This window comes from Collinsella aerofaciens (genome assembly GCF_039062365.1).
Classification (GTDB): domain Bacteria; phylum Actinomycetota; class Coriobacteriia; order Coriobacteriales; family Coriobacteriaceae; genus Collinsella.
The window spans coordinates 91,512-111,964 of sequence record NZ_JBCJBI010000005.1; the positions used below are offsets into that span (position 1 = coordinate 91,512).

Here is a 20,453-nt window from a genome sequence, read left to right on the forward strand (position 1 = left end):
TTCAAAACTATGCCGGTTTACGGGGCCAGACTCAGGACCCCCATCCATACCCGCGTTTTCTGCAAAATGACGGCTCGTCTACCTGCGGTTTTATTTTCACGCTTTTCGGTATGGTTGAGGATTCGGAATCCGGCCCCGTAAACCGGCATAGTTTTGTTCGAGCAACCCTGCACGAGTGCCTCCGCAAGCCTTGCGGGACCAAAATGATCCGTTTTCCTCCATCCCCAAGGGATCAGCCGGAACCGCTTGCCACGAAATCGGCCCATCTACTACGTTTGACTCGATACCCCTGACCATGCCTTCGTTTTGAACAAAACCGCAGGCGTTCTACCTGCGGTTTTGTTTTCGCGTTTTTTGGCATGGTTGGGGGTAAGGGGCTAAACGTAGTAGATGGGCCGATTTCGTGGCAAGCCCTTCTCGCCTACGCACAAAAGTGCCGCCACGGAGGAGGGAGATACCTCCGTGGCGGCTGGGGGTGGGGGTGGGGGCTATGTTCTGGCTCCCCGCCGGCCGCCCGGGGCCTTTTGGCCCCGGGCACTACCAGCGTGCCTAGCGCTTACGGATACCCCAGACCAGGGCTCCGACGCCGGCCATGGCAATGACGAATGCCATGAGCAGTGCAGCGGCCTGCTGGTCACCCGTGGTGGGCAGGAAACCCTTGACCGTCTTGACGATGTTCGTCACGGTCTTGGGCGTGCCGGGATCGGGCGTCGGCACGGGCGTCTCGGGCTTCTTGTACGTGTTGTTGAACACGATACCCTCGACGCTCTTGTCGCCCTTGGTAAAGGCGATGTTCGCCTTGAGGTTGCCCTCGCCGTCGTCGACCACATTGACGGTCGCGGTAAAGACGGACTTGTCGTAGGTCATACCGGCCTCGTCGCCCTTGACCTCGCTGATGGTGTAGACGTACGTACCAGGCTCGTCGTACTCGAACTTGTCGAAGTTGATCTTGCCGTCGGCATCGTTGGTGACGGTGGACTCGACGTCCTCGCCAACGAGCTTAAAGCTAAACTCGTCCTTCTTGAGCTCGCGTCCCTCGAGCACCTTGACGGCACCGATGGAAACCTGCGTGGGCATGGCGTGATACTTGTTGGTAAAGCCAGCCGACTCGGTGGTTCCCTCGAGCTTGTGCGTCGCGGTCAGCGTGCCGTCACCATTGTCGGAGACGGTGGTCACGACGGTGTAGGTCGCGCTGTCATAGGTGACGCCCTTGTACAGGCCGAGCGCGTTGGGGCAAGCCTCGCGCAGCGTGTACGTGTGCGTGCCGGGTGCCTCGTAGCGGATCGGGCTCAGCGTAACGGTGCCGTTGGCGTCGTTGGTGCCGCTAGCGACAACCACGCCGTCCTCGAGCAGATCAAACGTGAACTCGCCAGCCGCAAGGTCGCGGCCGGTCAGACGCTTGACGGTCTTGACCTGATCGGTCACGGAAGAATCGGTGGGCGTCACGCCATAGGTGTTGGTGAACGTGAAGGCCGCACCGTCATCGCCGTCGCGCACGACGCTCAGATGTCCGGCACCATCGTCAGTCACGGTGTAGGAAACCTTGCGCGTGGCGTTGGCGTCGTTGGTCACGCCAGGGGCGCTGCCGGACTCGGTCACCGTGTAGGTAAAGGTGTGCGAGCGCGGGGCGGTGGGGGCTTCGGGCTCGGACTCGTCGCCGGGCTCGTCAGCGTTGGCATCAGCGTCGGCGCCGGCCTCTGCCTCGTCGGCCTCGGCCTCGTCAGCTTCGTCCGCCTCGGCCTTATCGGTCGCATCGTCCGTCACGCCCAGAGCGCGGTTGAGGTCCTCGAGCGTAAAGTGGATCTTGCCAAAGTCCACGTTACCGGCTGCGTCGTTGGTTACGGTCGTGCGCTCGGGCATCGGGGCACCTGCCTCGTCGGCGGTCACGGTAAAGGTGAACTTACCCGTGATGTCGGCCGGGGTCAGGCCCTCGGCAACCTGGAGCTTCTTAGTACCGGTGAGCGCGGCATCCACGGCGTCGGCGCCGTAGGCGTTCTCGAACAAGGGCTCGACGCCGCCGTAGTCGACCGTCGCCGTCAGGGTACCGTCACCGTTGTCGACGACGATAACCTTAAAGCCAAAGCTCCACGTTGTAGCGGAAACGCCATTCGGCAGCCCGAATAAATCTTCGTAGGCCGTGTAGTTAATGGTCCAGGCAAGCTTGCCGTCCTTATCGGTACGATAAGCAAGCCCAGCAGCCTCAAGATTGGCAAGCATCTCGGTGTCGTAGTGCAGCGCATCAAAGCTCACATGCCCGCCGATATTGGGCTTGAGGTTTTCGTAGCCCACAAGCTCGCCCTGATAGGCAATGCCGAACCAGAACTCGCCGTCGGCCATCGGACGACCGGTCAGGGTCTTGGTGGCGACAACCTGAGCAGCGGTACCACCAGGCGTATTGGTCGTAGCGCTGTAGCTGTTGTGGAACGGAACCAGGGCACTCTCGACCTTGTTCTCACCGCTCTTGTGGACCGTCGTATGCGTACCTTCGGGACCGCCGGAGACGGTCGTCGTGGCGGTAAGCGTACCGGCACCGTCATCGGCGACGGCGATCGTCACGGTACGCACGGCGTCGTCGTAGGTGTAACCGGGCTTGCCGTCATTCTTCTCGGCTACGGTGTACGTGAAGGTCTTGCCGGCGTCAGCCTGCGTAAACTTGACCTCATGGCCAGCCAGGATGTCAATCAGGCCGACCATTGCCTCTGCCGTCGCAGGGGACTTGAAGTTGTTGGCTCCGGGCAGCAGGCCAAGCGCGTTGGCTGAGGCCTCATCGGCGGTCACGGTAAACGTGAACTGACCCTCGGTCATAGGACGTCCGGAGAGGCTCTTGCTGAGCTTGAGGCCGCCGGCCGCGGTGTAGTTAAGCTCAGTGCGGTACATGTTGGTGAAGCGTCCGTTTTCCTTCTTGGTGACATTGGCGGTCAGCTTGCCCTCGCCGTCCTCAGTCACGGTCACTTCGGCGGTCGCGACATGCCCGTCATACGCCATGCCGGCCGCGTTACCCGCGTTCTCGCGGATCTCGTACGTGTAGGTTCCGGCAGCCGTGTAGCGGATCTTGCCGAACTTGACGGCAGCGATGCCATCCTTCGCATCGTGCTTGTTCACGGTCACGGTTGCAGGATCGGGCAGCGGGGTGCCCTCGGAAGCGGTGATGGTAAAGCTGAACTTGTCGGAGTCCGTCCAGTCGCGACCGTCGATGGCCTTGCTCAGGTCAAAGTCGAGCTCTGCGTCGAGCGGGGTCACGCTGTAGGAGTTCTTGAACTCGGCGGGCTCGGTGCCCTTCAGGACATGCTCAGCCTTGAGCGTGCCATCGCCCTTGTCGGTAATGGTGGTCTCGATGGTGTACTTGGCGTCGCCGTACGTGATGCCCTTGCTGATGGTTCCGCCGTTGACCTCGCGCAGCGTGTAGGTGTGCTCGCCGGCCTCGGTGTACTTCACGGCGCTCATCGTGATGTTGCCCTCGGCGTCGTTGATGCCGATGGCAACGACCTTGTTGCCCTCGACGAGCTCAAAGGAGAACTCGCCTTCCTTGAGGTCGCGGCCGATCAGAACCTTGTTCGCGGTAATCTGGTCGGTGACGCTCGTCTCGACAGGCGTCACGTTATAGGTATTGGTGAACGTAAATGCCACATCGCCGTCCGGCTTGTGGGATACGCTCAGATTGCCCTTGCCGTCATCAGTCACGGTGAAGGAAACCTCGCGCGACAGCTTGGCGTCGTTGGTCACGCCAGCGACCTCGCCGGACTCGGTCACGGTGTAGGTAAAGGTGTGCTCGCGCTTCTCGGGCTTCTCGCCCAGAGCCTTGTTAAGGTCGTCGAGCGTAAAGGTGATCTTGCCAAAGTCGACCTTGCCCTTGGCATGATTGGTCACGCTCGCGTTCGCGGGCATGGGTGCACCATCTTCACCGGTCACGGTAAAGGTGAACTTGCCGGCAATGTCAGCCGGGGTCAAGCCGTCGGCGACCTGCAGGTTCTTCTTGCCCACAAGTGATACCTCGGCAGCATTCGTGGTGTAGACGTTCTTGAACTTGATGCTCTTGGCGTCCTTGGCGCCCTTCAGCTCGTGCGTGGCAACCAGCTGACCATTGCCGTTATCGGCAATGGTCGTCACGATGATGTAGGTCGCGTCATCGTAGGTGATGCCGCCGGCGTCGCCCTTGACCTCGCGCAGCATGTAGGTGTGCTGGCCGATCTCGGTGTACTTGATGGCACTGAACGTCACCTTGCCGTTGGCGGCGTTCTCAACGGTCTCGACAGGCTTAACTTCCTTGTCAATGATTTCGAGCAGCTCAAAGCTGAACTCGTCGGCCGTAAGGTCACGCCCGGTCAGAGACTTGGTCACGGTAATCTGGTCGGTGACGCTGGACTCAACAGGATTCGTGGCGTAAACGTTCTTGAACTCGGTCTCGCCCGAGGTCACCTTCACGCCAGCGCTCAGCTCGCCCTTCTTGTCGGGCGTTACCGTCACGGTGATCTCCGCGACGTTCTTGCTGTAGGCGATGCCGTCAATCGTGGTCCCGGCATGCTTTTCACTGACCTTGTAGACGTACGTGCCAGGTTCGGTGTATTCGATCGTGCCGAAGTCGATGGCAGCCTTGCCCTGGTCCAGGTCAGCCTTGCGCACGGTCGCAGTCCTAGCCGCAGGCATCGGGGCGCCGCTCTCGGATGTCAGGCCAAACTCAAACGCGTCAGCATTCGTCCAGTCGCGACCCTCGAGCACCTTGGTCAGGCCAAAGCTGGCCTTGGTTTCTACCGTTGCCGGCGTCATGTTGTACGCAAAGCTAATCTTGCCGTTGTTGCCCAGGTAGGAATTGACATGCGTCGCGGTCGCCTTGGCGGACACGTTGTTCCACTTGGGATTGAGAACGTCAGTCACGGTACCAGTGTTGTTGCCTCCCACACTCTCCTTGGTGGTGTGGAGCTCGTCGATAAAGGCTAGGCGCGCGGTTCCCACGCTAAACGAAAGGTTGCCGTCTTCGTCAGCAACAATAGCGCCGTCAAACTTCGCAGCGTCGCCGCCGATAAACTCGATGACGGCAGAGGCGGGCTTGGCCTCGCCGTTTTCGCCCTGCTCCTCAAACTCATCCTTGTAGTAATAGGTGCCGGTATCTGCCAGCGAATTCTTTGCAGGCTGCGTACAGTCCTTGTCCGTGTAAATAGGGGTCTGTTTCTGGAAGTAGTAGTAGCGGTTGGTGTCGGCCGGCTCAAAGGTCGCAACCGTATTGCCCAGATCGCCGGCAGCCCACTTGTTCGCATAGAAACTCACGGTCTTGGCGCCGTTGGCAACGGTCGTATTGTTCTCGATGTAATCCTTGAGCCCCGTTACCTTCTCGGGCGTAAACAGGTTGTCGAGCGCAGCGCTCTTCACGCTCGAGGTGTACTTCACGCGGATAGGCTGAGCGCTGTCGACCGAAAGCTTGCCGTCTACGGTCTTAAAGTGGCTCAGCGGAATCAACGACGCAGGAATGCTGACCGTTACGACATCGCCCTTCTGGGCATTGTCATCACCAGCACGCTGCACGGTAATGAGCAGGTCTTTTGCTTTGCCATCGAACTCGTACGTATCGGTCTTGGTTTCTTTGTTGACCGTCTTGCTCGCCTTGGTAAACGGCGTGCCGTTGATGACGACCTCGGTGAAGCTGTCGACCTGCATAAAGTCGCCCAGCTCATCGGTAAACGTGATGTAACCGGACTTGGTCGCGTCGTAGCCCTTATCAATTTCGGTCGGATAAGGCGCCTCCGATGTGATGGCCTGCGAGATGTCGTCGAAGACCTTCTTGAGCTCTTCAGCATTGGTCGCCGACTTGTAGTAGTCGGAATTTTCCGCGCGCGTGCCAAGCTCGTCGCTCGCATACGACGTGGCATCGGGATAATTACTCGACACGGCGTGCATAAACTTGTTGACGTCGCTTGTCCCCTTTTTCGAGGGATCGGCAACAGGGTCCGCTCCACTAAAGATGCCGATGGTATAAACGGTGGCCTTGCCATCCTTCATCTTCTTGGCAGCCGTCACGGCAGCATTGGCGACGTCAGAATCAAACTCGCTGTAGCTCGTTGGCTTGCCGTCGGTAAAGAACACAACGATCTTCTTGGCATCTGCGCGACCAGAAGTGATATCCCCGGCCAGTTCCAGACCATAGTCGGCACGCGTAGCACCGCTTGGCTTGATTCCAGCAACTGTATCCTTAAGAGCTTTCACGTTGCCGCCGAAGCAATCGGTCAAACCCTTCATTACCTGCGAGTGGTTGTACTTGTATTGGCCTTGATAGTACGTGTCATTGCCGACCTTATCAGTCTTATCACCCGCAAACTTAACAATGGCAACCCTATGCTGCCTATCAACGCCCTCGATAGCCTCGTTTTGTTTGGCGATGGTATCGATAAAGCTGTTCGCAGCGCCCTTCAGTGCATCGATACGCTTGGTGCGATCTCCGCCACCCATAGGATCATCCATCGAGCCGGAGGCATCCAACACCATCACGATGTCGAGTGGCGTGGTGACCGTCACGGTCGAATTAGACGTTGAGGACATCGCCGAAAGCGTGGTCAAAAAGTCCGACTCTTCGTTTTCCCCGGTTGCCTTGACCGTCTTATCGGTCCAGATTCGGCCGACGTTTTGGGTCGTTACTTTATTGCCGCCGTGGCCTGCCGCCCAGATTTCCCAGCGTCCGCTGGTATCGGGGTCGACGACCTTTCCGGTCATTATCGGTCCGTCCATTCCTGTGCTGGACCTGGCGTTGGCCTCGGGCAGCATGGCGAATGCTGCGGCTGGCAACACCAGCACTACGGCCAGTATCACCGCCAAGAGACCCCTCGTGTACTTACCCATCGTGTCTCCCTTCTCGCGGTCTCAGGCCTTGCATCAGCCTAAAGTTACGAAATGAGACACAATTAGGGCAGGTGACACACGTTTCAGATTTGATTTTGGGCGTGAGACAAATGTCTCACCAAAGATGAGACACGAGAGTTTTCGCAGGAAAACGGGTGCGACTCGGAGCCATCAGGCAAAAATAATCCGTTTTCCTCCGTCCCCGGGGGATCAGTTGGTAACGCTCGCCACGAAATCGGGCCATCTACTACGTTTGACTCGATACCCCCGACCATAGCCGCTTTTCATGAAAAACCGTAAGCGTTCTACCTGCGGTTTTCATTTCGCATTACTTGACGTGGTCGAGGGCTGCCGCCTAAACGTAGTAGATAGGCCCATTTCGTGGCAGACGGGTCACGCGGCAGCCCTCGCAAGGCAAAAATGATCCGTTTCCCTCTGTCCACGGGAGATCAAGGGCTTCTACGGATATGGTGCTATTTCAAAACTATGCCGGATTACGGGGCTAAAGTCGGAGTCCTCATCCATACCCCCAATTTTTGAAAAACAGCAAGCAATCTACCTGCGGTTTTGTTTTTGCGATTTTCGGTATGGTCGGAGGTTCGCTATCCAGCCCCGTAATCCGGCATAGTTTTGTTCGCGACGGCACAGCCGCGCGTTTAAGCGCGGGGCCGGTGGGGCATTTTTGCCCCGCCGGCCCCATTCCAGCGCAATGCCAGCCCCATTCCAGAGCTACTCCGGTTTGGTTTCTACCGTGGGAGTCTTGTCCGCCGCAACTGGAGTGCGGGCGGCGTCCATAGTCAGGCAGTGCTTGGGGCAGCTTTCGATGCACTCGCCGCACACCACGCAGGCATACGGGTCAATCGACCACGTTCCGCCCTTGCGATCGACCGCGAGCGCGCCCGCCGGGCAGCGACGCGCACACATCCCGCAGCAAATGCACACGTCCATGTCGTTGACGATATGCCCGCGCAAGCGCTCGGGCGCCGTCAGCTTCTCCTGCGGATAGCACACCGTTACCGGCTGCTTGACCATAGAGCCCAAGGCCGTCTTGGCAAATGTCAGTAAACTCATGCCGCGCCTACCTTTCCGTGCAGCTAATGCAGGGGTCGATGGTCAGGATAATCATGGGCACGTTGGCAAGAAGCACGCCCTGCAGCGCATGCGTCAGACCCGCCAGGTTCTGCGACGTCGGCGTACGCACGCGAAAACGGTCCAGGTTCTTGGTGCCGTTACCGCGCACATAGTAATACGCCTCGCCGCGCGGCTGCTCAATCACAACCTCGCCGCGCGCGCCGTCGGCCGGCGTGAGCTTGGTGCGTCCACCGATGCCGTCGTGCGGAATCTTACCTACAAGCTCCTTGATGATGTCCATGGCCTGCGTGACCTCGGCACAACGCACCTGACAGCGGGCGTAGCAGTCGCCGTCGGTGGCAACGATGGGCTCAAACGCAGCCAGATCCGCATAGGCGCCGTCACCGAACATGCGCACGTCGTAATCCACGCCCGAGGCGCGCCCAAATGGGCCGACCATCGAAAGCTCCAGCGCGTCCTTCTTGCTGATCACGCCCACGCCGTGCAGGCGCTCGCCGCAGCTGTCGTCGTCCAAAAACGTATGCACCAGGGCCTCGTAGTCGGGACGCATGGCATCGAGCGTCTGGACAATACCCACCAGCTCGGAGTCCTCGATGTCGTGCTTAAGGCCGCCGATCTCGTTAATCGAAAGGATCACGCGGCCGCCGCAGGTGCTCTCAAAAATCTTGAGAATCTGCTCGCGCAGGGTCCACGAACGATAGAACAGCGCCTCAAAGCCAAAGGCATCGGCGAGCAGGCCTAGCCACAGCAGGTGCGAGTGAATGCGCGAAAGCTCGTGCAAAATGGTGCGGATATACTGCACGCGGCCGGGCACCTCGATGTCGAGCATGCGCTCGCAGGCGCTGGCATAGCCGCAGCTGTGGCCCACGGCGCAGATGCCGCAGATGCGCTCAGCGATGTAGCCAAACTGGTGCATGTCACGCTTTTCGGTGAGCTTCTCGAGTCCGCGGTGCACAAAGCCGATCTGCGGAATTGCCTCGATAACGCGGTCGTCCTCGATCACCAGGTCCAGATGAAGCGGCTCGGGCAGCACCGGGTGCTGCGGGCCAAACGGAATAACGGAGCGATGTGCCATGGACCTTACGCCTCCTTGTTCTGCTTGTCGCGGGCGGCCTTGGCGGCAAGCGCCGCGCGGACCTTGGCCGCTTTCTCGGGATCCATGGCGGCGAGCTTTGCTTCCAGCTCGGCGGCTTTGAGCGCGGCCTTGGCGGCAGCTTCATCGTGCTGAGCATCGGAGCCGGCAGCCGCAGCGGGCTGAGCGACGGCAGCGCCCGCAGCATCGTCGACGCCCGCAGCACCCTCCCCCGCAGCGACCGCGGCAGCGGCGGCCTTCTCGGCCGCAGCCTTGCGCGCCTTGGCCTCGGCAGCGGCGCGGACCTTCATGGCTTTCTCGCGCGCAGCCTTCACCTCGGGCGTAATAACGCTCATGGGCTCGGCAGTCGAGACCTGGTAGAAAAAGCCGTTAAAGTCGACCTGCATGTCAGTAATGGCAAGCCCGAACAGATCGTGTGCCTCGTTCTCAAACGGAAATACCGCCGGATAGTACGAGCTGATGGACGGAATCTCCTGGTACTGGTCGATACCATCAACCACCAGGTTTTCGATCGCATAGCTGCCGTCCTGCGCAATATGCTCCTGAGCAGCACGAACGTTGATAAACGTATAGACCAAGCGATACGTGCCGTCGTCGACGTTGCGCTCGGCATGCATCTGCACAAAGCGCGCGCCGGCACCCTTGAGCGCCTGCACATGCGGCAACAGCTCGTCGATCCCGACGGTGGTATAGATAGCCTTTTGCATTACTCGGCCTCCTTTGCAGCGGCGGGCGTCTCAACAGGTGCGTCGCCAGCGACGGGCGCGGCAGGCTTCCCGGCAGGCGCGTCACCGGCACTGTCAGCCCCGGCCCCCGCAGTCACAAACCCGTCGTCGCCCAGCTCAACGCCACCGTCCCAGGTAGCGGCGCCGCCCACGGTGAGCGGATCGCCACCGGCGCGCATCACGGCTTCCTTCTGATCCAGGATGCCGCACGCCTCCACAATGGCATCGATCACGGTCTCGGGACGAATGGCGCACCCGGGCGCGTACACGTCCACGGGAATCGCGCGGTCCACGCCACCAATCACGTTATAGGCATCGCGGAACACGCCGCCCGAGCACGCGCAAATGCCGCAGGCCACCACGCACTTGGGCTCGAGCATCTGGTTGTAGACCTGGCGCACGACGGGCAGGTTCTGCGCGTTAACCGAACCCGTCACCAAAAAGATATCCGCATGCTTGGGGTTGCCGGTGTTGACCACACCAAAGCGCTCCGCATCGAACAGCGGCGTGAGCGAGGCCAGCACCTCGATATCGCATCCGTTGCAGCTCGAGCCGTCGTAATGAATAACCCACGGCGAGCGCGACATTTTATGATCCATGGATGCCGCCTCCTAAATAAACACGTCGACGAGGATGGGCATAAGGTTGAGCAGGCCAAACACCAGCGCCACGCCCCATCCGAGCTTAAAGCAGCTGCGCCAGGTGCTGCGTGCGAAGGTGTTGTCGATCAGCACCTCGACAAAGTACGTCGCGGCCATCACGACCAGGGCGACCACCCAGCTCACCGGGTTGTCCCAAACAAAGAACATGCCCACCCACATCAAAAACAGCACGGTCTCGCACCAGTGCATAAGGGTCATCTTGGCCAGCGTGCCGCCGCTCATCTCGGTGGCGACGCCCTGGACAATCTCCTGATGCGCGTGATGCGAGTACGAAAGGTCAAACGGCGACTTGCGCAGCTTGATGGTAAGCACCGCGAGCAGCGCGAGGAAAATGGGCGCGCTGTACACGATGATGGGGGCCGACTGCCCCGTCACGGCGATGGAATCGAAGCTATCGGTGGCAAGGTACAGGCCCACGCTCATCAGCAGAACGGCGGGCTCGTAACTCATAACCTGCAGCAGCTCGCGGTCGGCACCAACCTGGGCAAACGGGCTTTGCGTCGAGGCGGACGCCAACACCACAAAGATCGCGGCGAGCGTCACCATAAAAGCGCACAACAGCGTGTTGGAACCCGACACAAAGATGCCGCCGCCCACCACGGTAAAGATGAGCGCGCATGCCATATAGGTGTCATCCATGGTGTTTACGCTGGCAGGGGCCTTGCGCAACAGCTTGGCAACGTCGTAGAAAGGCTGAAGCAGGCGCGGACCCACGCGGCCCTGCATGCGGGCCGAAAGCTTGCGGTCAACGCCGTCGATCAAACCGCCCACAAGCGGCGCAATCAGGGCAAACGCCACGGTACCAATAAATATGCCCGCGACGCCCGAGCCTTCAAAATACTTACCGCGCAGCACCGAGGGCGCGCTCATGGCAAGTCTCTCGGGCCCAATCCACGCGCAGCACAGCAGCGCAAACAAGATAATGCTGCAGCACACGACGCTACCCGCGGGGCCAATACGCTTCTCGCCAAGGGCGTCCTCCGAGTACCAATTGCGCTTTTCGGCCTTCACCTCGCGCCCCATCGAGCCGCGGAAATGGCGGTAATTGTCGGTTCCCACACCCGAAAGATATACGTTTACGTGCGGTTTGTTGCTCACGCGGAACGACGTCAGCAGCACCACGGCAATAAACGCCACGATAACCACCATCAGATACATAGCGTCCTTGCCAATAACGTACGGCACGCGGCCAAACACCATGGCCAAGTAAGGCGACACCAGACCGCTCGAGATAACCGGGAACGCCACGCAGCACAGAATCAGCAGCGCGGCGATGGTGTTAAGTGCCATCCATTCGGTCTTATGGACATTGACCTCAACGTTTTGAGCCGTGGGGTCGACGCCCGAAAGCTTGGCGAGCCATTTACCCCAGAAGAAGAACGTCGCGGCCGAGCCAAAGGCAAGCACCATGATCATGAGCACGTTGCCAGTCTGCGCAAACGCCACCAGAGCGCCCCACTTGGACACGAGCATGCCAAACGGCGCCACGAACATACCCATGATGCCCAGCATCATCAGACGCGTCAGGTGCGGCATGCGGCTGAACATGCCGTCCATGTCCTCGATATTGCGGCTGCCGATATGATGCTCGGCGGTGCCCACGCACAGGAATAGCAGCGACTTGGCCACGGTATGGAACAAGATCAGGAAGATGGCGGCCCACACGGCCTCGGGCGCGCCGACGCCCAGGCAGGCACTGATGAGGCCCAAGTTGGAAATGGTGGAGTATGCGAGTACGCGCTTGGCATTGCTCTGCGAGATCGCCATAAGGGCTGCCAGCAAAAACGTGATGGCGCCCACGCTCGTGACCATAAAGCCCGTCACGGGATAGGTAGCGTAGAGCGGGCTGAGCTTGACCATCAAGAACACGCCGGCTTTGACCATGGTTGACGAGTGCAGCAGGGCGCTCGTGGGGGTGGGGGCAACCATGGCACCCAACAGCCAAGTGTGGAACGGCATCTGTGCGGCCTTGGTGAGTGCGGCGAGCGACAGCAGAATGACCGGCATCACCAGCAGCGCGGATTGCGCGGTTCCGGCGCCGGAAAGCTCGATCATGCCCGAGATGGTCAGCGGCATGCCGTTGACGTGCAGGAACATAAGGCCCGCCAAAAACGCGATGCCGCCCAGCATGTTGAGGATGATCTGGGTGAAGGCGTTTTTAATGGCCTCGGGCGTGCGCGTGTAGCCAATCATAAGGAACGAGCACACGGTGGTGATTTCCCAGCCGCAGAACAGCCACTCAAGGTTGTCGCTCGTCACGATGACGAACATGGCCGAGAGGAACAGGAACATAAGCGCCAGGAACTGCGGGCGACGGTCGGGCGCGGTCTGCCCGCGCAGCGCGGCCTCGTGCTCGTCGTGGGCCTGGAAGTCCTTCATGTAGCCCAGGGCATACACGCAGATTAGGCTGCCGACAATGCCGACGGCGAGGACCATGATCACGCTCATGTAGTCCAGGTAGAGCGGCGTCGCCGTGACGGCTTCGGCCGCGGGCAGCGTCATGGCTGCAAAGGCGAGCGAGCCCACCAGCTGGACTATGCCGAGCACCGTGGTGAGCGCGTTCCTATATTTGTACGCTTTGTACAGGATGACGGCGCACAGAATTACGTCGATGACGGAGCTGATGATCGAGAGCACATGCGAGGTGCCGGGGGCAACCTCAAAGCTCTGCGGACCCGTGCCAAAAAACATGACGGCGACTACAACTGTCACCGCCATAATAATGCCGGAGCCTATGAGCCCCACCGCATCGCGGGCGCGGTCACCGCGCGCGAGCAGCATGCCCAACGCCGGTACCAGCGGAAACAGGGTAAGAAAATACAGTAGCGTCATACCATCACTCCCCCATGCAAAAACGCTGCAATTGTTTAACGTTATAGCTCAATTGAGGAGTAGCGGCGGCAGGTTTTCGGTCAACTGGGGAGTTTTAGGCATACGGGGCAAGGGCACGTCCGCTTTGGAGCAGTGGGGCGGCAAGAAAAATGCGCCCCTGTGGGCGCACCCTCTTGCTACTCTGCCTGTTTAACGCGCGGCTTGCGACCGCGCGGCTTATCGATAAGCGCGTCGGCGCCGCCATCGCGATACTGACGGCACCAAGCCTTGACCGAAGACTCGCTGGGAATCTTGTGCTTAATCATGGCCTCGCGAACCGTCAGGCCGTTTTCCAGACGGTCCTTAACCACGGCAAGCTTTACGTCGTACGAATAGGTGTGATGATGCGAACCGGCGTTGAGAACGGCATCGGCACCGCCCACGGCATATGCGCGGGCCCACTGGCGAGCCGTGGCCTGGGGAATGCCAAGCTTTGCGGCGAGGGCGCGGTGGCCGACCCCCTCTTGGAGGATCTCGACGGCGCGCTGCCTAACCTCGGGCGCATGCGTGCGAGTCCTTGTTGCTTCCGACATACCTGCCACTTCTTAGCCTTAACCGTTAATCTGCTTTCTTACGTGCACGCTAGATAGTAGCATTTTGCTGTTTGCTCAAAGTAGTTAATTAAAATAGACGCGGCGTTATCTGGGCATTTGACACCTATTTACGACATTTCTTTATCGATTATTTACGCTGGTAGCTAGCTCGCAGCTAATCGTCATTCGTTTGCCAACAAAATTGACATCTCTTTATGTCCTTTGGTCTAGAGGGAATAATTATTAACCCCTCCCCCAATAATTTTGAGCGGCCTGCAGGGCAGTGACGCCTCACTCCTCATGATTACCGCGCATTGCCATCCACCGGAGCAAAACAAAAAGGGCGGGACCTGCTGCGCTTGCAGACCCCGCCCCGGTTGACACCCGATGGGACGCAGCCGGGCGAGGCAGATCCGTGCTACCGCCCCGCCTGGCCGCGAAGTTAACTACAACTCGTTGGCCGCGTGATACGCCGTGCGAATGGCGCTCGCAATGTCGGCGGTGCGCTCGCCCGAGCAGTCGCCCACGCAAGTCACGGGCACCGTCACGCCGTCCAGGTCAAACGCGTTGGCCTTGGAGCCCACGGCCATCACAACGTAATCGCAGGCGATCTTCACCGGCTCCTCGGCGCCGTCCTCAGCGGTATGAACAGCCTCCACGCCCTCGTCGGTAATGGCGGTCAGGCGGGTCTTCACGTGCTGCTCCACGTTGTGCTCGGCAAAGTCGCTCATAATCAGCGGCAGAATGGTCTCGGACTCGCCTGCGGCAATCTTGTCGAGCATCTCGACGATCGCCACCTCGCAGCCGTGCTGCAGCAGATACTCGGCAGTCTCGGTGCCCACCAGGCCACCGCCAATGACGGCGACGCGGCCCGTAAGCTCCACCTTGCCGGCCAGCACGTCCCAGCTCGAGACGACCTTCTTAGAATCGGCACCCGGAACGGGGATGACCACGTCGTGCGCGCCCACAGCCACAATCGCGGCGTCGGCGGCGTTGAGGTCCTCAGCGGTAGCGGCATGGTTGAGCTCAACCTTCACGCCCAGGCCAGGCAGAATCTTCTCGTAGTACTCGACCGAGCGCATGATCTCGTCCTTGCGCGGAGGCGCGGCTGCCAGCACAATCTGGCCGCCCAGATGATCGCTCGCCTCGTAGACGGTCACGTCGTAGCCGCGCTTGGCCGCCACGCGTGCGGCCTCCAGGCCGGCGATACCGCCGCCCACCACGGCAATCTTCTTGTCGCCCTCGCCAGGCTTGATGGCGATGGTCGCCTCGTCGCCGTTCTCGGCATTGAGCACGCACGAGATGTACTTGCGGTTTTGAATCGCATCGACGCAGCCCTTGTTGCAGTTGAGGCACTCGCGGATGGGCTCACCCGTGGCAGCCTTCAGCGCAATGTCGGGGTCGCACATGAGCGAGCGGCCATAAGCGACGATGTCTGCCGAGCCATCCTCCAGGATCTTCTCGCCGGCCTCGACCGAGACCACGCGGCCGACGGTTGCCACCGGCACGGAGACCAGGGCCTTGACGCGCTCGGCCACGGGCAGCGTCCAGTTGTAGGGCATGGCGCCCATGGGCGGAATGGTGTCGCCCATGTTGCCGGTGTGGTTGGCCTGCGCAACCTGGATCATGTCGATGCCCGCGCCCTCGAGCAGCTTGGCAAACTCGCAGGCCTCGTCGGGCTGCAGGCCGCCCTTGCCGCGCGGCGTGCCGTCGGGGTTCTCCATGATCACGGGGAGCTTGTACTCCACCATCAGCTGCGGCGCGGCCTCCTTAATGGCAGCGACGACCTCCAGCGCGTAGCGAACGCGGTTCTCGAACGAACCACCGTACTCATCGGTGCGCTGGTTGAGGATGGCCGAGCACAGCGAACCCACCAGGCGGTCGCCGTGGACCTCGATGGCGTCGATCCCGGCCTGCTGCGCGCGGGCGGCCGAGGCAGCGATGGCCTCCTTGATCTGGGTGAGCTGCTCCACGCTGGCCTCGTTCACAAAGTGCTGCATGTCGTGGTGCAGCTTGGCATAGGCCTGATTGCGGATCTCGTTGGACTCGGCCATCTTGGCGGCAAAGGTCTCCTCGTCGCCGGCGGCCTTGGCCTCCTGCGCAGCCTTGGCGGCAGTCATGGAGCCCATGACCATGCGGCCGACACCGGGCACGTCGTACTCGGGGTGGAACAGCTGCAGCGCAACCTTGGCGCCGTACTTGTGAACGGTGTCGGCCAGCGCCTTAAACGTGGGGATCTGGGCGTCGGTTGCCAGCTTGGGCGTGGGGCTTGCGGTCATAACGGGAGCGACGTCACCGATGACGATGTAGCTCACGCCGCCACGGGCCAAGCGCTCGTAAAAAGCCAGGCTGCGCTCGCCGATGGAACCGTCACGCTCCTCGTAGCCGGTGGTCAGCGGCGGAAACATAATGCGGTTCTTGAGCTCAAGGGGGCCAACCGTAATGGGCTGGAGCAGCTTGGATGCAGGTGTGGTCATGGACATTCCTCTCTTGTAGGCGCGGCGGCGATGTTGCCGCGTAGTTGTCTAGAGGATATGGCATGGAAGCGCGGCGGCACAACGAAAATCGGCGAATATCAGGTGGCGGCTGGTGGATGGGGCATGGCGGCCCGTCGGTTTGTCTCAATCTGTAACAGTTACTCGGCAAAACCGGGTCTTACTGTTACAGATCGAGATATTCCTCTCGACCCAACCTCAACAATCTAGATCTGTAACAGCTAGGCCCACTTTTGACCCCTACCTGTTACAGATCGAGACAAACCAAACCCGCCTGCTAGAAAATCTAAATCTGTAACAACAACTCGGCAAAATCCGTCCCTCGTGTTACAGATTTAGACAAACACGACCCAACCCACCGGTATATCTCGATCTGTAACACCCAGCCGCCTAAATCGGGTCTAGATGTTACAAATCGAGATTTTGTTTGAGAGGCCGAGAATTGGACCGAAAACACGGTCCCGGAATAACAAAAAAGCTCGCCGGCTAGGCCGACGAGCTGCAAGTTCTTGGTCGCGGGGGCAGGATTTGAACCTACGACCTCCGGGTTATGAGCCCGGCGAGCTACCAGACTGCTCCACCCCGCAATGTCTGGGCGCCTCATGTGCGCAAGAAAGAATATTACGCGGGAGTTCGGTAAACGACAAGGAAAATCTCGTAGAGCATAATTCCTTCATATTTAAACCCCTCGGCCCCTATCACCGTAAACGAATCGCAGCCGAGTGCCGTCGGCGACGCGTATACAATGGTGCGCGTCCTTTTATGCCAACACTGGGAGTAGACATGCTGCTCGCTATCGATATGGGAAACACGCAGACGGCCATGGGCCTGTTTGACGGAGACGAGCTGGTGCAGTCGTGGCGCATGCCCACCGACCGCTCCTATACCGCCGACGAGATCCATGTGCGCCTGATGGGTTTCTTTAAGATGTACGGCCTTTCGCTCGACGCGGTCGACGCGATCGCCTTTGCCGGCGTGGTGCCGCAGCTCTCGCGCGAATGGCACGCCGTGGCCGACCGCATTGCCGCGGACGCCATCGTCATCGGGCCGCAGACGGCCGCGGTGACCAAGCTGCGCGCGGCGCGTCCCCAAGCCGTAGGCGCCGATCGCGTCGCTAACGCCGTTGCGGCCGAAACTTTCTACGGCGCGCCGGCAATCGTTGTGGACTTTGGCACCGCGACCAATATCGACGTCATCGATGAGGACGGTTATTACATTGGCGGAGCGATCGCGCCGGGCATTCGCATCTCCATGGACGCGCTTGCCGCCCGTGCCGCCAAGCTCGCCAGCGTGCCGCTCGAGGCGCCCGAGCACGCCATCGGCCGCGATACCGAGGAGTGCATCAAGGTCGGCGCCGTAACGGGCGCCGCCGCCATGGCCGAGGGCCTGGTCGCGCGCATGAAGCGCGAGCTGGGCCGCGACGATGCCACCGTTATCGCCACGGGCGGCCTCGCCGGCATCGTCGCCGGCTCGACCGATGCCTTCGACGTGGTAGACGGCCAACTCACCATCAAGGGCATCTGCGAAATCTACCGCCGCATGCAGAAGCTGGGATAGAGCAGGGGCTTAAGTCGAGCGCGCCCGATGCCACAGTCCCCGCAAATGCTCGCCAAGCCTATTCCTCAGACAGGCGAAACCCTCCCCGGCACAGGCCGAGGAGGGTCTTGTTGTCATGTCTATCTTTGGGCGCGAACGCCCCGCGCTACAGCCCGCGAATTCGTACGGCCTCGGGCGGAAACTCCTGCTCGCCGGCATCGGTCTTAATGGTCGCGCGGCCCCAGATGTCCAGGCCTGCAAACACACCGACCGCAAGCGGCAGGCCGTTGGGCGACACCGCCGCAACTTGGCGGCCCAGCAGCGGCACCATGTCGAAGTACTCGCCCAGCACGGGAGCCAGCGGCCCTGCGGCGCCTTGCGGCGTGTTGGCAACAACCGCCCAGGCGTCCACGCGGGCCAGCACGGCGGCGGCCAGCGTCTCGACCAGCGCTTCGTCAGCCACGTCCACACCAAGCTCGCTCAGCGCCGAACGCTCAATATCAACCGTCACGGCACCGAACATGCCCGCAGCACCGGCACCGCCGTTCACGGCAACACGCGCGAGCGACGTCTCAAACGCGGGCGCGCCGCACACGATATCGCTCGGCCACTGGATACCCACCTTACCGGCAAGGCCCAACCCCGGCGTCGAAGCCGTGCCCACGAGCACGTCCATCATGCCCATCGCGGCCACAAACGGCAGGCCGTGAAAGGCATGCATGTTCACATCCGGACGCACGACCAGCGAAAACGTCAGCGAAGCATCGCCCGCGCTCCACGCGCACCAGCCCGCGGACACGCCCTCGCGGCCCGCGTCACGCGCCGCGTCGAGCTCGGTGCCGGCGGCAACAGCATTCATCTCGATCATCTACATACGCCCCAATTCGCCCACGATATGGCCCACGCGGTCCTCGGGCTCCTTGACCTCGACACCGTTGTAGCGGAAGAACCGCGCCGGGTCGTGCATCAGGTCCTCGAGCGGCACCAGCACAAAATCGCGCTCACCAATGAGCGGATGCGGCAGGCGCAGCTTTTGGCCGCCGTGGGTCTCGCCGTCCATCCACAGCAGGTCCAGGTCGATGGTGCGCGGACCGTTGGCCTTGGCCTTTTTGGAGCGGTCGCGCCCCAGCTCGGCCTCGATCTTCATGAGCTCGTCGAGCAGCACCAACGGCGCCAACTCGGTCTTGATCTCGATGACGGCATTGGCAAACGCGTCCTGGCGCGTCTCGTAGGCCGGCTCGCTCTCGTAGATCTTGGAGGAGTTGGACACGCAGGTGAGCGGAATCTCGGCAATCATGTTGCGCGCGGCGCGGATGTTGTCGCAACGATGCCCCAGGTTGGAACCCACGGCCACAAACGCACGGCGCGGTTGCGGCTCGGCGACAGCCCAGTAACCGTTCAGGAACTGCGCAAAGCCAGCGACGTCGTGCACGCGCACGATGTTGGCGCCGGCCTGGATGGCGCCCAGGCACACACCAAACGTGGCGGCATCGCGCGCGGCGGCCTGGGTCACGCCCGAGACGGCGCCCACAAAGCGCTTGCGCGACACGGCGCACATGAGCGGATAGCCCAGCGACGCCATCTTGGCGGTCTCGCGCTGGATGACGATGTCTTCGTTGGCCGTCTTGCCAAAGCCCGAGCCGGGATCGATGCAGATACGGTCGCGCGACACGCCGGCATGGATGAGCGTGCGGGCCTGATCGGACAGAAAGCCCATGACGCGGCGCATGATGGGTGCAGAATCGGGCAGGGTAAAGCGGCGGAGCTGCGAAGTGGGCACATAGGCTTCCTCACGGCGGGCACTGCGGCGCATCATGGCGGCCAGGTGATCGCTGGGCTCTGGTGCGGCTTCGGCAGCTGCGGGCACGGTCTCGGGCGCAGCGGCGGCAGGGGCAGCCTGCTCGGCAGCCGGCTTCTCTGACTCGGACTCGGGCGCGGGCTCCGATTCGCCAAGCGGCAGCGAGGGCTGTACCACACCGCCCGGAAGCTTGGCTTCAACCTTGGGCTCGCCCAGCAACTTGCCGCGACGGCGACGGGCCGGCTTCTCGGCCTCGCGCGCGGCCTCGACAGCCGCTTCGCGTGCCTTCTCGGCAACAAACGCCGCAGCCGAGGTATCGAGCTGCACCGTCGCGTGCGTGCGTGCGGGTGCGGCGACCTCGCCGGCGTGCATTACGATAACGCCGCAGGTGCTTGTCTTAACGAACTCAACCATCTTGGGATCGGTGAAGCCCGTCACGTCGTTGACAATCGAAGCACCGCAGCGCACTGCCGCCTTGGCAACCGCCACATGACGCGTATCGATCGAGACGATGGCGCCCTCTTTGGCGAGCGCGCGCACGACGGGCAGCACGCGACGCGCCTCCTCGTCGGGGTTGACCGGGGTAAAGCCAGGACGCGTGGACTCGCCGCCCACGTCGATGATGTCGGCGCCGGCATCGAGCATCGCCAGGCCGTACTCGATAGCGGCATCCTGGTCAAAGTGCTCACCGCCGTCGCTCATCGAATCGGGCGTCACGTTGAGGACGCCCATGATACGCGGACGGTCAAAGCTGAGCTCGTACTTTCCGCACCGCCATGTCTTGCTGTCGTTCGCCATGAACATCCTCCTAAAATGCCCACGT

Annotated in this window: 11 protein-coding genes and 1 tRNA gene; 1 reads left to right on the forward strand and 11 read right to left on the reverse strand. The window is 61.2% G+C overall.

All coding sequences use genetic code 11. The annotated features are described in order from the left end of the window. Positions 1–549: 549 nt before the first annotated feature. The 9 genes from ABCN01_RS04175 to ABCN01_RS04215 form a co-directional block, all read right to left on the reverse strand. Positions 550–6,825, reverse strand: a complete 6,276-nt coding sequence (locus tag ABCN01_RS04175) for a Spy0128 family protein (RefSeq protein ID WP_342996715.1) — start codon at positions 6,823–6,825, stop codon at positions 550–552. Positions 6,826–7,554: 729 nt separating this feature from the next. Beyond that, positions 7,555–7,896 carry a 4Fe-4S dicluster domain-containing protein gene (locus tag ABCN01_RS04180; RefSeq protein WP_342996716.1) on the reverse strand — a complete coding sequence of 114 codons (342 nt, stop codon included), beginning with the start codon at positions 7,894–7,896 and terminating at the stop codon, positions 7,555–7,557. Positions 7,897–7,903: 7 nt separating this feature from the next. Next, positions 7,904–8,992 (reverse strand): hydrogenase large subunit, encoded by a 1,089-nt coding sequence (locus ABCN01_RS04185; RefSeq protein WP_342996717.1) that lies wholly within the window; start codon positions 8,990–8,992, stop codon positions 7,904–7,906. A gap of 5 nt (positions 8,993–8,997) precedes the next feature. Next, the gene (locus tag ABCN01_RS04190; protein ID WP_342996718.1) at positions 8,998–9,717 is read right to left on the reverse strand and encodes an NADH-quinone oxidoreductase subunit C; all 720 of its coding nucleotides are present in this window, start codon (positions 9,715–9,717) and stop codon (positions 8,998–9,000) included. Then, positions 9,717–10,334 carry an NADH-quinone oxidoreductase subunit B family protein gene (locus tag ABCN01_RS04195; protein WP_342996719.1) on the reverse strand — a complete coding sequence of 206 codons (618 nt, stop codon included), beginning with the start codon at positions 10,332–10,334 and terminating at the stop codon, positions 9,717–9,719. Before ABCN01_RS04195 ends, ABCN01_RS04190 begins: the two co-directional genes overlap by 1 nt. A gap of 12 nt (positions 10,335–10,346) precedes the next feature. Next, positions 10,347–13,229 (reverse strand): proton-conducting transporter transmembrane domain-containing protein, encoded by a 2,883-nt coding sequence (locus tag ABCN01_RS04200; protein ID WP_343014202.1) that lies wholly within the window; start codon positions 13,227–13,229, stop codon positions 10,347–10,349. Positions 13,230–13,405: 176 nt separating this feature from the next. Then, the gene (locus tag ABCN01_RS04205; protein ID WP_271737015.1) at positions 13,406–13,801 is read right to left on the reverse strand and encodes a transposase; all 396 of its coding nucleotides are present in this window, start codon (positions 13,799–13,801) and stop codon (positions 13,406–13,408) included. A gap of 446 nt (positions 13,802–14,247) precedes the next feature. Continuing rightward, the gene (gene bilR / locus ABCN01_RS04210) at positions 14,248–16,278 is read right to left on the reverse strand and encodes a bilirubin reductase, long form (RefSeq protein WP_342997059.1); all 2,031 of its coding nucleotides are present in this window, start codon (positions 16,276–16,278) and stop codon (positions 14,248–14,250) included. 528 nt (positions 16,279–16,806) lie between these two features. Further along, positions 16,807–16,883, reverse strand: a tRNA-Met gene (locus ABCN01_RS04215). Positions 16,884–17,079: 196 nt separating this feature from the next. On the opposite strand from ABCN01_RS04215, the gene ABCN01_RS04220 reads away from it, so the two are divergent. Further along, entirely contained in the window at positions 17,080–17,853 is a 774-nt protein-coding gene (locus tag ABCN01_RS04220) for a type III pantothenate kinase (protein WP_342996863.1), read from the forward strand. Positions 17,854–17,998: 145 nt separating this feature from the next. On the opposite strand, the gene ABCN01_RS04225 is transcribed toward ABCN01_RS04220, so the two are convergent. After that, positions 17,999–18,700 (reverse strand): hypothetical protein, encoded by a 702-nt coding sequence (locus tag ABCN01_RS04225; RefSeq protein ID WP_342996864.1) that lies wholly within the window; start codon positions 18,698–18,700, stop codon positions 17,999–18,001. Beyond that, positions 18,701–20,428, reverse strand: a complete 1,728-nt coding sequence (gene folK / locus ABCN01_RS04230) for a 2-amino-4-hydroxy-6-hydroxymethyldihydropteridine diphosphokinase (RefSeq protein ID WP_342996865.1) — start codon at positions 20,426–20,428, stop codon at positions 18,701–18,703. Between the last annotated feature and the right edge of the window lie 25 nt (positions 20,429–20,453).

Bases quoted from the DNA above. Each gene is read 5' to 3' on its own strand.
- ABCN01_RS04200 (WP_343014202.1), bottom strand. From the start codon at position 13,229: ATGACGCTACTGTATTTTCTTACCCTGTTTCCGCTGGTACCGGCGTTG.
- ABCN01_RS04205 (WP_271737015.1), bottom strand. From the start codon at position 13,801: ATGTCGGAAGCAACAAGGACTCGCACGCATGCGCCCGAGGTTAGGCAG.
- ABCN01_RS04195 (WP_342996719.1), bottom strand. From the start codon at position 10,334: ATGGATCATAAAATGTCGCGCTCGCCGTGGGTTATTCATTACGACGGC.
- ABCN01_RS04190 (WP_342996718.1), bottom strand. From the start codon at position 9,717: ATGCAAAAGGCTATCTATACCACCGTCGGGATCGACGAGCTGTTGCCG.
- folK (WP_342996865.1), bottom strand. From the start codon at position 20,428: ATGGCGAACGACAGCAAGACATGGCGGTGCGGAAAGTACGAGCTCAGC.
- ABCN01_RS04225 (WP_342996864.1), bottom strand. From the start codon at position 18,700: ATGATCGAGATGAATGCTGTTGCCGCCGGCACCGAGCTCGACGCGGCG.
- ABCN01_RS04180 (WP_342996716.1), bottom strand. From the start codon at position 7,896: ATGAGTTTACTGACATTTGCCAAGACGGCCTTGGGCTCTATGGTCAAG.
- bilR (WP_342997059.1), bottom strand. From the start codon at position 16,278: ATGACCACACCTGCATCCAAGCTGCTCCAGCCCATTACGGTTGGCCCC.
- ABCN01_RS04175 (WP_342996715.1), bottom strand. From the start codon at position 6,825: ATGGGTAAGTACACGAGGGGTCTCTTGGCGGTGATACTGGCCGTAGTG.
- ABCN01_RS04185 (WP_342996717.1), bottom strand. From the start codon at position 8,992: ATGGCACATCGCTCCGTTATTCCGTTTGGCCCGCAGCACCCGGTGCTG.
- ABCN01_RS04220 (WP_342996863.1), top strand. From the start codon at position 17,080: ATGCTGCTCGCTATCGATATGGGAAACACGCAGACGGCCATGGGCCTG.